Below are 13,532 nucleotides of genomic sequence, written 5' to 3' on the forward strand. Positions count from 1 at the left end.
ATGCATGTGGAAGTCCGTGATCTGAACAAACATTTCGGTGATTTTCATGCGGTAAAAGATGTCTCGTTCGATATTGCCAAAGGCCATCTTATCGGTTTGCTGGGACCCAGCGGAGGTGGGAAAACATCCATTCTGCGTATGCTGGCGGGTCTGGAGAATCCGGGTTCCGGAGAGATTCGTTTTCACGGAAAGGTCGTAAACCATCTGCCTCCGCAGGAGCGAGGAATCGGATTTGTATTTCAGAACTATGCTTTGTTCAAACATATGACGGTATTTGATAATATCGCCTTTGGACTCAAGGTCAAAAAGGCTCCCAAAGCCCAGATCCGTGATCGGGTCATGGAGCTGGTGGAATTGACGGGGCTGAAAGGTTTCGAACAGCGTTATCCACATCAGTTGTCTGGTGGACAGCGTCAGCGCGTCGCTTTTGCCAGAGCATTAGCTCCGGAGCCACAGCTGCTGCTGCTGGATGAACCGTTCGCCGCCATTGATGCCAAAATCCGTCAGGAATTGCGTTCATGGTTGAGAGAGCTGATTGAGCGGGTAGGCATCACTTCGATTTTTGTAACCCATGACCAGGATGAAGCGATTGAAGTTGCCGACGAAATCATGATTATCAGCCAAGGGCGCTTAGAGCAGAAAGGTACGCCATGGGATATTTACAAAAATCCAGAGACGCCTTTTGTTGCCACATTTATAGGGGAATCTACCGTTGTGGAAGACGCTTCACAGCTTAAGGGCTTCGAACATGCGGTGGAAGGAGAGCGCACACGTGCACTGATCCGGCCTGAGTATATCGAGATCGGTTTGAAGAACGAGTTTAGCATGCTATCCGCTACTGAAAAGGGTACAGTCAAACACCTTCATTTCCGTGGAAGTGAATGGATGGTGGAAGTGGAAGTTGAGGGCCATAAACTCATTACGTATCGATCCCTGGAGAAAACAACGCTGCAAGTCGGCCAACAGATTCGAGTGCTTGTGCATCGGGCATATCTGTTCAATGATACCCATAGCTGGGTTGTTGAGAACCGATTGAAGGAAGATCCAATGCCGGTCATCATCTAATCAGAAGATCACTTGATTCAGGAATGATCCTTATTTTGGAAAAGAGGGGCTGCCCATGCAGACGAGGAAGAAGAAATTCAACCCTTTATATGTTGTCCTCATACTTCTGCTCGTCTGCATGACCGTTGGATGTAGCAAGCAGGAAGATGTGAGCAGACAGAACGGAACCTCGACGGACGACCAATCCAATACGCTGGTAATCGGTGCTTACAGTGTAGCCAAAGACGCCGTCGGAGAATTGCTGCCCAAATTTCAGGAAGAATGGAAGGCAAAGACCGGACAAACGGTTCACTTTCAGGAATCCTATGAAGCTTCTGGCACACAAGCCAGAGCCATTGTTGGTGGATTCGAAGCTGATGTTGCGCTTCTGGCGATGGAAAGTGATATCGACAAGCTGGTCAAAGCCGATCTGGTCAGCTCCAATTGGAAGCAGGCTCCGAATAAAGGCATGATCACCCGTTCGATTGTAGTTCTGGGTACAAGAGCAGGCAACCCGCTGGGTATTCGCGATTTTGAAGATTTGACCAAGCCGGGTGTTAAAGTGCTTTATCCTAATCCCAAGACGTCAGGCGGAGCACAGTGGGACATTAATGCCATCTATGGTGCAGGGTTGAAGTTATCTGAGAAGGAGCAAGGCAAGAAAGATCCTGCCGTGGCCAAAGCCTTTTTGGAAAAAGTACATGAGAATGTCGAATCACTGGATAAGAGTGGTCGATCCTCCATGGCGGCTTTCGAATATGGCGTGGGTGACGTGATCGTTACGTATGAAAATGAATTGCTTGCCCGGATTGCCAAGGGTGTAAATTATGACATCGTGGTTCCCAAAAATACGATCCTGATTGAAAATCCGGCAGTTGTCGTGGACAAATATGCAGATAAGCATGGCAATCGTGAATTGGCGGAGGCTTTTGTAGCCTATCTACGAACACCGGAAGCACAGCGCATTTTTGCCAAGCATGGTTTCCGTTCGGTAGACCCTGAAGTGTTTGCAGAGACGAAGTCCTCGTTCCCAACGCCTGAAGGTCTGTTCGATATTAACTACCTCGGCGGATGGGACAAGGTACGCAGTACACTGTATTCTAAACGAGGTGTATGGTACCAGGTGTTAGCCGGGTTGTAAGCCCGTACGAGTATCATCCTGTTATTGAATTTCAGAAGATGAATTGTCATTCAAACCTTCATTTCACGATACAATGTGAGCTGGAGGTTTTTTGCATTGCTAGACAATAATGTTATTTCATTTAAACCCGATAGGTTAAGTTGGAAAAAATCGTTGCAATTTGTCGAATCCTTGCCTATACTATCTAACAGAACGTTAAATTACAGCGAGGGGAAATATCATAATGAAATCGAAAAAAATGTGGCTGTCATTGATGCTGGTTCTGGTTGTGGCAATTATGAGTGCATGCGGAAGCAGCGGTGACGGAAGAAGTTCTTCGTCTAATACCGCAGAAAATACAGCAACAACGGATGATGGGCAACCGAAAGACGGAGGAAGCATCATTATTGCCGTTCAGGACGATCCTAAAGTGATGAATCCGATCTACGCGGGTGACCGTGTAACGTTGACGATTGATCAATCCTTATATGCTCCACTGTTCAATGTGAATGATGGCAAAAAAACGTATGTGCTCGCAGAAAGCGACAGCTTCTCTGATGATCACCTGACGTATACATTGAAGCTGAAAGACGGTCTGAAATGGCATGACGGACAGCCTCTGACAGCCGATGATATTGTGTTCACAATGGATAGCATCCTTGATGAGAAACAGCACAGTTCTTCCCGTAGTCAGTATGTTTTTGATGGCAAACCGGTGAAAGTAACCAAGGTCGATGACCTGACGGTGGAATTCAAATTGCCGGAAGTATCTGCTGCTTTCGAAGGAGCATTGGTTTCTTTCTCTCCAGTCCCTAAACACATTTTCGAAGGCGAAGCCGATATTGAGAAAAGCGACAAAAACAACAACCCGATCGGTTCCGGTCCGTTCAAGTTCAAGGAATACCGTCCGGGCGAATACGTAACACTGGAACGTTTTGATGACTACTTTGCAGGCAAAGCTCATCTGGATAGCGTGACGTATCGTGTAGCGAAAGATCCAAATGCAGCGAACCTGGCTTTGCAAAACGGCGAGATTCAAATGCGTATGGTCGACACACAGGATTACAACAAATTGAACGACACAGGCAAATTCAACATGCTGACTTACCCAGAAGGCCGCTTGCAATACATGGTGTTCAACCTGAACGTGCCTTCGATGCAAAAGAAAGAAGTTCGTCAAGCCATCGCTTATGCTTTGGATAAAAATGAACTGATCACCGCTTCGTATTCCTCAGCTGATTTTGCTGAACCGGCTCCGTCCATTCTCACACCGGACACGCTGTACCAAACGGATGATGTGGAGAAATACGACTACAACGTAGAAAAAGCAAAACAATTGCTGGCTGATGCAGGCGTTAGCAACTTGAAATTGCGTCTTGCTTACACAAATACGAACAAACCACAAACAAGCCAAGCGCTGTACATTCAGCAAAAGCTGAAAGACGTGGGCATTGAAGTGGAATTGTTGCCGATGGATGGAACAGCTTATGGTAACCGTACATTGGACATGAACAATACAGACTTTGAATTGTCCTTTGGTGGATACATCATGGGTTATGAGCCAGATGCTTATAAATCTCTCTTCTTGAGTGATGCGGCATACAACTACTCCCATTACAAAAATGCCGATTTCGACAAGCTGTGGAATGAAGCAGCCGTTCAAATTGACGAAACTAAACGTGGTGATTTGTACAAACAAATCCAACAAACTGTAGCAAACGAAATGACTGTATACCCAATTGCCTACACGAAAGCTGTAGTGGCTGTGGATAACACATACGGCGGCGTTGAAGATGCAAATCCAAAACCAGTCGTTATGCTTGAAGATCTGTCCAAAATTTATAAAAAATAATCATATAGAATGAACGTATTGTTTGAACCTTTGAGATTTACAAAGAACGTAGAGGGCAGAAAAAATCTGGAGAAACGCCTTTATCACTGGATTTCTTCCTCAAGAAAAGGAAATCAAGAAATCTGGTGATAACAGCGATTGGAAGATTGTTCTGCCATCGGAGTGGCCGATGTGAATCCTTTGTTCAATCCACTTGCGTTCATTCTATATAACAAGCCAATAACGCCGGCCGCGAGGCCGGCGTTGATTCGGAGGTGCCCATGTGAACAACTATATTGTCCGAAGGATCGCACAAGCGATCCCTCTTCTTTTTGTAATCTCCATCGTATCGTTCACCTTGATCAAGCTGGCGCCGGGCGATCCGGTGCTTTCCTTTGTTACCCCGAATATGGGGGCAGAAGATGTGGAGCGTATTCGGCAAAACCTCGGTCTTGATCAACCGATGTACGTGCAATATGTCGTATGGCTCAAAAATGTACTGTCTGGTGACCTTGGTTATTCACTGGTGAACCATCGCCCGGTTGCCGAAATGATTGTTGAACGTTTGCCTGCTACGTTTGGTTTAATGGGGGCATCGCTATTATTGTCTTTGCTGATCTCCATTCCGCTGAGCATGATTGCGGGTTCGCGTCAGAACAGTCTGTTTGACCGTGGACTCAGCCTGATCTCATACATCGGGATATCGATTCCTAGCTTCTGGTTCGGTATGATGCTGATCTATTTCTTTGCAGTAGAGCTGCACTGGTTGCCAAGTATGGGTATGCGAACGGTTGGTATGGACTCCGCTTGGGATATTATCAAACACGGCATTTTGCCATGTACCGTTTTGACCTTCATGAACGTATCCGTGTACATGCGGTACATTCGATCGAATACAATCAGTCAACTGGAAGAGGACTATGTTCAAATCCAATATGCCTACGGGGCAACCAAAGGAACGGTACTGCTTCGTCATGTACTCAAAAATGTACTGCTGCCTGTAATCACGATTCTCGGTATGTCTTTGCCGGAGCTGATTGCGGGAGCGTTTATTACGGAGTCCGTTTTCTCGTGGCCGGGGATGGGATCTCTCGGGATTTCGGCCGTTCACGGTTTGGATTATCCAATTATTATGGGCATTACGATGATGTCCTCTGTGCTGCTGGTCGTCGGAAACCTGGTAGCTGATATCTTATATGGCGTGGTAGATCCACGAATCAAGACAACGGGGTGAGACAAAAATGAATTCAATGCGCTGGCGTAATCTACGGACGCAGTTCCGACAGCAGAAACTGGGCCTTGCGGCTGTCATCATATTGGGCATCTTTGTACTCGCATCCCTGTTTGCGTTTCTGTCTCCACATGATCCAAATGAAATTGTAGTGATGGAGCGGCTTCAACAGCCGAGTGCAGATCACTGGTTTGGTACGGACGATTACGGACGGGATTATTTGGCTCGGGCGTTATACGGAGGACGAGTGTCTCTCGCCGTAGGTTTCCTTTCGATGGCAATTGCCGTTATTATGGGAACACTGGTAGGGACGGTTAGTGGTTATTTTGGCGGCTGGGTGGATAATACGTTGATGCGTATTGTTGACGTGCTCATGTCGATTCCATCCTTCTTCCTGATGCTGATCCTGAACGCATATCTGAAGCCGGGATCGGTACGATTATTGTCATTATCGGGGTGCTGAGCTGGATGAATATTGCCCGGATTGTCAGGGCTGAGGCGATGTCGGTCAAGCAGCGGGAATACGTACTGTATGCGCGTGTATCGGGTCAAAAGCCTGGCCGGATCATTATGAAGCACATTATTCCCAACATTATTCCAACCATTATTGTCGCAGCAACCATCAACATCGCGAGTGCGATTCTGATGGAATCGTCACTAAGCTTCCTCGGACTGGGTGTTAAACAACCGAACTCTTCTTGGGGCAGCATGTTGAATGATGCACAGGGCTTTATTAGTGAAGCGCCGTATATGGCAATTTTCCCGGGATTGTTTATTTTGCTGACGGTGCTGTCGTTTAACTTCCTGGGGGATGTGTTCCGCGTAGCCTTCGAGCCCAAAGCGAACAAGCGATAGATGATTTTCGACTAAATATAGGTTCGACTAAACATTTTACACGAGAACGGAGAAGACAGAAATAACCTGAAGAAGCGAAGAGTTCGCCTAAAAGCTTTCTGAAAGAAAGCTACATCGGAAGCATACGCTATCACCGGATTTTCCCTTACGAAAAGGGAATCAAAAAAATCTGGGGATAACAGCGATCGGAAGGTTGTTCTGTCTTTGGAGTGGCTAGTGTAAATATTCTTTGGTTGAACTTACACAGCGGGGTGAATACAATGACAGATTTATTATCGGTCAAACAACTGAAAACGTCCTTTGCAACTCGGGAAGGTGAGGTACAGTCCGTCCGGGGTGTGAGTTTTACGTTAAAAGAAGGCGAAGTGGTTGGGCTGGTCGGCGAGTCCGGAAGTGGCAAAAGTGTTACCGCCCGTTCGCTGATTCGACTGATCCAGTCGCCGGGCCGGATTACGGATGGTCGGATTCTGTTCCGTGGAGAGGATCTGCTGACCAAGTCGGACAAGGAGCTGCGCAAAATCCGGGGCAACCGCATCTCGATGATTTTCCAGGACCCGATGACATCACTTAATCCAGTGGTTCGTGTAGGCAAACAGATGACAGAGGTCATTCGTCGTCACCGGAAAATGGACAAGTCGGCTGCACGCAAGGAAGCGATTGAATTGCTGCGGCAAGTGGGCATTCCTTCTCCGGAAGAACGGATTGACCAATATCCACACGAGTTCAGCGGAGGCATGAGACAGCGGGTAATGATCGCCATGGCTCTGTCCTGTAAGCCGGAGTTATTGATCGCGGATGAACCGACGACAGCGCTGGATGTGACCATTCAGGCACAGATTTTACAGCTGATGCAGGAACTGAAAGATTCCACGCAGACATCCATTCTGATGATTACGCATGACCTTGGTGTCGTTGCTCAGGTCTGTACCCGAGTGATTGTGATGTACGGTGGACTCATTATGGAAGAGGGGCCAGTGGAGCGTATTTTCGCTCATCCCCAGCATCCATATACTCAGGGATTGCTGCGCTCCATTCCGAAGCATGGCGAGGAAGGTGGACGCCAGCGGCTGGCAACCATTGAAGGTACACCGCCCAATCTGCTTCATCCGCCAACCGGATGTCCGTTTATGGAACGTTGCCCACACGCCATGGAAGTATGCAAACAGATGCCTGCGTATACCGAGACTGCACCCGGTCATCGAGCGCTATGCTGGTTGCTGGACGATCAAGGTCGGGAACAAAATCAAGTACAAACAGGAGCATCGTCAGAGGAGGTGGAGAAATGAGTACAGGAATCGATCAGCGTGAAGTACTGCTGGACGTGCGTGGATTGAAAAAACATTTTCCGGTACGTGGTGCTGGCAAAGGCAAAGACGTCGTGAAAGCCGTGGATAACGTCAGTTTTCATATTCACAAGGGAGAAACATTTGGACTGGTTGGTGAATCCGGCTGTGGCAAATCAACGACTGGACGCAGCATCGTGAGACTCTATGATGTGACGGACGGAAGCATTATGTTTGGCGGACAGGATGTTGCGAAAATGAATGAACGCCAGTTGAAGCCTTTTCGCAAACGGATGCAGACGATTTTTCAGGACCCCTATTCTTCACTAAATCCGGGCATGAATGTCCTGCAGATTATTAGTGAACCCATGGAAATTCATAATTATGCTTCCAAAGCAGAGATGAAGGGGCGTGCGCTTGACCTAATGAACCGTGTGGGTCTTAAACCAGAGCACGCGGAGCGTTATCCACATGAATTCAGTGGGGGGCAGCGTCAGCGGATCAGCATTGCCCGTGCATTGTCGGTGAACCCGGAGTTCATTTTGTGTGATGAGCCGTTGTCTGCTCTGGATGTGTCCGTACAGGCACAGGTGGTCAATATGCTTGAAGATTTGCAGGCAGAGCTGGGACTGACCTATTTGTTCATTGCCCATGATTTGTCGATGGTACGCCACATCTCCAATCGAATCGGTGTGATGTATCGCGGTAAGCTGGTGGAAGTGGCACCAACAGAAGAACTGTACCGTAATCCGGTACATCCGTATACCCAGGCATTGCTGGCAGCAATTCCTGTACCTGATCCAACGGTACGGAACGTTATGCCACCGATCTACAGTGGGGATACCGACCCATCCGCTCGGGGACGGGATGAAGAACCGGAGTGGATGGAAGTTTCACCAGGACACTTTGTATCCGGCTATCGAGACAGGATATAATGGATTAGGAATATCATGGAATAACGATATATAGTGACAGGAAGGTGTGAGGTGGATGAGCGCTGAGTTTAAGTTGTCCCAAAATACAGCCATTCGGCTGGAACAGGCTCGTAGCAAAGGCATGTCGGATGCAGCTTTGTTGGAAGCGATACAGGCCAAAGATGTGGCTGCTTTTGATGCCGTGTCTGAGGAGCACTACAGATATGATGATCTTTTCTCCTATGCGGATGAGCATGGCGAGAATCTGGAAGGCGCGGTTAAAGACGGCTACCGGATTACCTTTAACACTCGTGGTGGTCTGGGGATCTACTTGGAGAAGTCCTTCGGATTACAGCCGGAGAGAGACTTCACAGTGGGTGAAGGCATCGTGACCGGGTTGAAATTAAAACCAGAGCAGGCAGATGTGCTGGCAAAACGCCTCGCATCAAACTGGGTGATTACCGAATCCAAAGATGTACCTGAGGGCCAAGAGCTGACGTTGAAGCTGCGGGCTTTGGTTTAGTGAAACAACAGACTGTCCCGTTTGCAGTGAATAACTGCGGCGGGATGGTCTTTTTTTTGCAAAAATAGAGGTGGGAGATTACAATTTACATATCATTAATCGGATGGAACATGAATTTGGGATGCATTGCTTCCGGGATAGAGAGGGGACTTTCATAATGAATCAGCTAACATTTCTGGGAACCGGGGATGCGATGGGTGCTCCGCGGGTGTATTGTGATTGTGACGTTTGCACAGAAGCCCGACTTACGGGGATCAATCGCCGCAAACGTGCTGCTGTTTTGATTCATAGTGATGGCGAGCACGAACCTTTCATGATTGACTGCGGACCGGACTGGAGATCACAGATGGAAGACCAGGGGATGCGGATGGTGCAGACGCTGCTGATCACTCATGCGCATTTTGATCATATTGGAGGCTTGCCCGAATGGGCAGATGCGTGTCGATGGTTGGGTGTAAAAGGGCAGTTGTATGCACCACGGGAGGTGATCGCGACCATCCAAAGTCAATTTCCATGGCTCGGTCGTCATATGAATTTCCTGGAAACGGATGCGGATATCGAACTCGGTGGGTGGAAGGTGCACTCCTGGAAAGTTTGCCACGGTCATAATGGCTATTCGTATGCGTATCGATTGGAACGTGAAGGATACACCTGGGCGTATTGCTCGGATGCCATTGATCTGAAAGCTGCGGAGAAGCAGCCGCTATACGGGCTCGATCTGCTGGTACTTGGAACGAGCTTTGTTCATGAACTTGCGGAATTCTCCACACGCTCGGTGTACGATATGGTTGAGGCGCAGGAGCTGTTGCAGGATTTGAAGCCGGGTCAGACCTATTTTACACATATGTCTCACGACGTCGATGTACGCCAGAATTATGATCTGGATCAGGGGATTACGCTGGCACTTACCGGTCTGAAGGTGAAGCTGGGAGAATAGGACAACAATGCTAAAAATAAATTCAGAAGAGCGTATCCTTTACCGGAGGTTCTTCGTTTACATAGTGTAAGGCAATTACAGCAATTGAATTGAAGCAAGATCAATCAGGAACCAACAAAGGGGGGCCCCAAACATGGCCTTTGTGAAGTCCGTGGATTGCAGAATCAACAGACCACATAATGATAAACCAGTTGAACCATATAGCCATTCCGGTGTTCAAACCGGATATTCGTTAGAGCAAACGATTGAAGCTGCGCTTCCGAACCTGCTGGGCTCTTTATACGCCTACTGCATGTCAATAACTGGTTCAGTCTGGGAGACGGAGGATCTGGTTCAGGATACATGTGTTAAAGCATTATCCTCTTCAGCTACCCGAAGAACGGGAATGACAGAGGACATGAACTGGGAAGCCTATCTCATCCGCGTTGCACGCAACACCTGGATTGACGCCATACGGAAGCGTGAGAACTTGGCAAGCAAATTGGAAAGCATGAAGCCATTTATGCAAGAATTTGAGGAAGAAGAGCGATTCGAGGAAGTCGAGTCCGCTGTTCAAATCCTTGTGGATGAACTGCCACCGTGGCAGCGAGCGATATATATGTTACGTGATCTGATGGGATACACGACGGTAGAGACTGCTGAACTGTTGGACACGACGGAAGGGGCGGTCAAAGCTGCCCTGAGTCGTGCCCGCTCTGCTCTGGCGAAAGTGAGGCACAGCCTGAACGAAACGGATGCTGATCAGACCAATCAATTGGAAGAGTATCAGCAAAATCGGGAGGAACTGCGCAGCTATTTACTGGCGTTCCGCAGCGGTGATACAGCCCGTTTAATTGATTTATGCCTGAATCAGACCGATGATCCGATGGCTGTGGCGGGAACGATTTTGCAGCAGACTCTGCCGTCTCAATCGATGCAGCCAGTGATGTACAGTTATTCAAGCTCCGGTATGAGTTCAATGTCGTATGGGGGAGGATATACGGTCACCATGGTTGCGTAAACCGGGGAGGCAAAATGCATGAACGTGGTACCTTATGTTGTTGAACAGACAGCCCGCGGAGAGCGGAGCTATGATATTTATTCCCGTTTGCTGAAAGATCGGATCATTATGGTATCCGGGGAAATTGAGGATCAGATGGCCAATGCGATCGTGGCCCAGTTGTTGTTTCTGACCGCAGAGGACCCGGAGAAGGATATTCAAATGTATATCAACAGTCCTGGTGGTTCCGTGACTGCCGGATTCTCCATCTATGACACGATGCAATTCGTGAAACCTGACATTTCCACGATCTGCACAGGCATGGCAGCCAGCTTCGGTACGATCCTGCTGGTTGGTGGGACAAAAGGGAAACGGCTGGCGTTGCCAAACAGCGAAATCATGATTCACCAGCCGCTTGGCGGAACGCGGGGGCAGGCCTCGGATATGCTGATTCATGCCAACCGGATTATCCAGCACCGTCAGCGCCTCAATAAGCTGCTTGCCGATCATACGGGACAGCCGATGGAGCGGATTGAAAAGGATACAGACAGAGATTATTTCCTGACCGCTGCGGAAGCCGTCGAGTATGGTCTTGTGGATAAGGTGATTTCCAGTACGTAAGAAAAAAAGGTACCATACGTGCCAAGAAACACGACTAAAAAACAAGGAAAATGAACAACAAAGTAGCCCGGGAGGTCATTCGACTTTTCGGGCTACTTTGCTGTTTTGTCTGTATTGGGAAAAAATTGAATGATTATTGACTCAGCCCATGTATAGTGTATATATTATATATATACACTATACATGGGCTGGATTGAAACCAGTGAGGTGAGAGAACATGAACATACTAATATCAAACGCATCAAGCGATCCCATCTACATGCAGATTCTAACCCAGATTAGACAGAGCATTTTAAGCGGGGAACTGGTTGCAGGGGAGAGTCTCCCCTCCATCCGTCAACTTGCAAAGGATCTGCAGGTCAGTGTAATTACTACCAAACGTGTCTATGAAGAACTTGAGAAAGAGAAACTGATTGATTCTGTCGTAGGCAAAGGCTCCTTTGTTTCCGGGGCCAATCAGGAGTTTATTCGGGAACAGCGGCTGAAACGAATCGAAGATAAAATGCTCGATATCCTTCGTGAGAGCAAGGAACTGGGCATGAGTGTTCAAGATGTAGTTAAGCATTTTACGTTGCTAGTTGAGGAGGAAGAAACATGATGAACGCAATTGAGTTGCGCAACCTATCCAAAACGTACCCCTTATTCAAGCTGGATCAGATCACTTTGGATGTAAAACAAGGTTATATTACCGGACTTATCGGCCCGAATGGAGCGGGGAAAAGCACACTGATCAACCTGATCACCGGCTTGATTCATCCGGACTCTGGGAGCATCAAAACATTGGGAAAAGAGATGCCTGCTCAGGAAGTTAACGTTAAAGAACGCATTGGTATTGTTTCAGATGAATGTTTCTATTATGAGCATCTTACGATCCGTGAAATGAAAAGCATGATTGCTCCTTTTTATAAGAAATGGGATGAAAAGCAATTTAACAACTACCTGGAGCAATTCGAATTGTCTCCCAAAAAGAAGATTGAAGAACTGTCCAAAGGCATGAAAATAAAATTTTCACTGGCTATCGCTTTATCTCACGATGCTGAGCTACTCATCATGGATGAGCCTACATCCGGGCTTGATCCTGTGTTTCGGAGAGAACTGCTTGACCTGCTTGCAGATATGATACAGGACGAAACTCGATCCATTATTTTCTCGACTCATATCACGACGGATTTGGAGCGTATAGCAGATTATATTACATTCATTAATAAAGGAAAGATTGTGTTTAATGAAGCAAAGGATGATGTGCTTGAAAGGTACACGATAGTAAAGGGGGACATGAAGCTGCTTGATGCGGACACGCGAGGACAATTCGTCGGAATCCGTGAGACAGCGGTTGGTTTTGAAGGCTTGGCAGATAACAAGGCGGAGGCAGAACGATTATTTGGCAATTATGCTCTTTTACATAGACCCTCCCTCGAAGACCTTATCTATTTTACGGCCAAGGGGGAAAAGCATCATGCTTAACTTGCTTCGCAAAGATTATATCGCTTTGAAAAGCTCGCTATGGTCCATCCTTTTTTATTTTGTTGTATTCAGTGTCGCATTTATCCCGACAGTGGAAATGTCGATGTATTTTGTAGGGATCTATACCGCTTTTGGCTCGATTATGCTTGCAACCATGATTGATATCAAAAACCATAATCATAAATTTCTTGTCACGCTCCCGCTTAGTCGCAGAAACATTGTGCAAGCAAAGTATCTGTCTGCCGTTCTCTATACGCTTTTTGGAGTTTTCGCTTCGTCAGGCGCTCACTGGCTGGTTAACTTTCTTTTTCCCGAACTGAACAAGCCCGACTTTTCGGTACTGGACATCCTGATTTCGATTGGAATGGTGCTGGTTTTAATTTCGATCTATATGCCTCTTTTTTACGCCCTTAGTAAAAAGGGAGCGGGAATAATTAATACGGTTTTCATGATCGTTCTTATTATTTTAGCGCAACCTGTCGCCTCGCTCTTATATATGGCAGGCGAGAACGGAATGGGTCGTGCTTCGGTTTATGTTTTTGTTTCAGTTTGCATTCTTCTGTTGTTCATTGTCTCCTATTTTGTAACGGTCCGACTGTTTGCAAGGAAAGATCTATAGGATGGATGAAGAAGAATTTCAATAAAAAAACTTTAAAACTTACTTTGCCAGTCGAGAACAGCAGAACAGCAGCCCAAAAAGTAAAGTCGCCAAACGGCGACTTTTTGTGTT

General features: G+C 47.3%; 13 protein-coding genes and 1 pseudogene. All 14 read left to right on the plus strand.

Translation table 11 applies throughout. The features are described 5' to 3' along the window. Positions 1-1,065: a sulfate/molybdate ABC transporter ATP-binding protein gene (locus tag PTQ21_RS12505; protein WP_079695303.1), complete on the plus strand. Its 1,065-nt coding sequence runs from the start codon at positions 1-3 to the stop codon at positions 1,063-1,065. A 55-nt stretch (positions 1,066-1,120) separates the two neighbouring features. Next, positions 1,121-2,185, plus strand: coding sequence for a sulfate ABC transporter substrate-binding protein (locus PTQ21_RS12510; RefSeq protein WP_274570063.1), 1,065 nt, complete (start codon positions 1,121-1,123; stop codon positions 2,183-2,185). A 223-nt stretch (positions 2,186-2,408) separates the two neighbouring features. Next, positions 2,409-4,016 (plus strand): ABC transporter substrate-binding protein, encoded by a 1,608-nt coding sequence (locus PTQ21_RS12515; protein ID WP_274570064.1) that lies wholly within the window; start codon positions 2,409-2,411, stop codon positions 4,014-4,016. Positions 4,017-4,278: 262 nt separating this feature from the next. Next, positions 4,279-5,229 carry an ABC transporter permease gene (locus PTQ21_RS12520; protein WP_064639956.1) on the plus strand — a complete coding sequence of 317 codons (951 nt, stop codon included), beginning with the start codon at positions 4,279-4,281 and terminating at the stop codon, positions 5,227-5,229. Positions 5,230-5,236: 7 nt separating this feature from the next. Continuing rightward, positions 5,237-6,081: pseudogene (locus tag PTQ21_RS12525) on the plus strand (ABC transporter permease). A gap of 260 nt (positions 6,082-6,341) precedes the next feature. Continuing rightward, the gene (locus tag PTQ21_RS12530) at positions 6,342-7,367 is read left to right on the plus strand and encodes an ABC transporter ATP-binding protein (RefSeq protein ID WP_274570065.1); all 1,026 of its coding nucleotides are present in this window, start codon (positions 6,342-6,344) and stop codon (positions 7,365-7,367) included. Then, entirely contained in the window at positions 7,364-8,299 is a 936-nt protein-coding gene (locus PTQ21_RS12535; RefSeq protein WP_063564391.1) for an ABC transporter ATP-binding protein, read from the plus strand. Before PTQ21_RS12530 ends, PTQ21_RS12535 begins: the two co-directional genes overlap by 4 nt. Before the next feature lie 55 nt (positions 8,300-8,354). Further along, positions 8,355-8,801 (plus strand): hypothetical protein, encoded by a 447-nt coding sequence (locus PTQ21_RS12540; protein ID WP_090808201.1) that lies wholly within the window; start codon positions 8,355-8,357, stop codon positions 8,799-8,801. A 157-nt stretch (positions 8,802-8,958) separates the two neighbouring features. Beyond that, positions 8,959-9,738: an MBL fold metallo-hydrolase gene (locus PTQ21_RS12545; protein WP_090808203.1), complete on the plus strand. Its 780-nt coding sequence runs from the start codon at positions 8,959-8,961 to the stop codon at positions 9,736-9,738. Between the two features lie 133 nt (positions 9,739-9,871). Continuing rightward, positions 9,872-10,738, plus strand: coding sequence for an RNA polymerase sigma factor (locus PTQ21_RS12550; RefSeq protein WP_274570066.1), 867 nt, complete (start codon positions 9,872-9,874; stop codon positions 10,736-10,738). 18 nt (positions 10,739-10,756) lie between these two features. After that, complete coding sequence (gene clpP, locus PTQ21_RS12555) at positions 10,757-11,338, plus strand: ATP-dependent Clp endopeptidase proteolytic subunit ClpP (RefSeq protein ID WP_062326868.1); 582 nt, start codon at positions 10,757-10,759, stop codon at positions 11,336-11,338. Between the two features lie 217 nt (positions 11,339-11,555). Then, entirely contained in the window at positions 11,556-11,936 is a 381-nt protein-coding gene (locus PTQ21_RS12560; protein WP_274570068.1) for a GntR family transcriptional regulator, read from the plus strand. Further along, positions 11,936-12,802, plus strand: a complete 867-nt coding sequence (locus PTQ21_RS12565) for an ABC transporter ATP-binding protein (protein WP_063564627.1) — start codon at positions 11,936-11,938, stop codon at positions 12,800-12,802. Before PTQ21_RS12560 ends, PTQ21_RS12565 begins: the two co-directional genes overlap by 1 nt. After that, positions 12,795-13,421 (plus strand): ABC-2 transporter permease, encoded by a 627-nt coding sequence (locus PTQ21_RS12570; RefSeq protein ID WP_072734264.1) that lies wholly within the window; start codon positions 12,795-12,797, stop codon positions 13,419-13,421. Before PTQ21_RS12565 ends, PTQ21_RS12570 begins: the two co-directional genes overlap by 8 nt. The last annotated feature ends 111 nt before the right edge of the window (positions 13,422-13,532 follow it).

It is taken from the genome of Paenibacillus marchantiae (genome assembly GCF_028771845.1).
GTDB classification, from domain to species: domain Bacteria; phylum Bacillota; class Bacilli; order Paenibacillales; family Paenibacillaceae; genus Paenibacillus; species Paenibacillus marchantiae.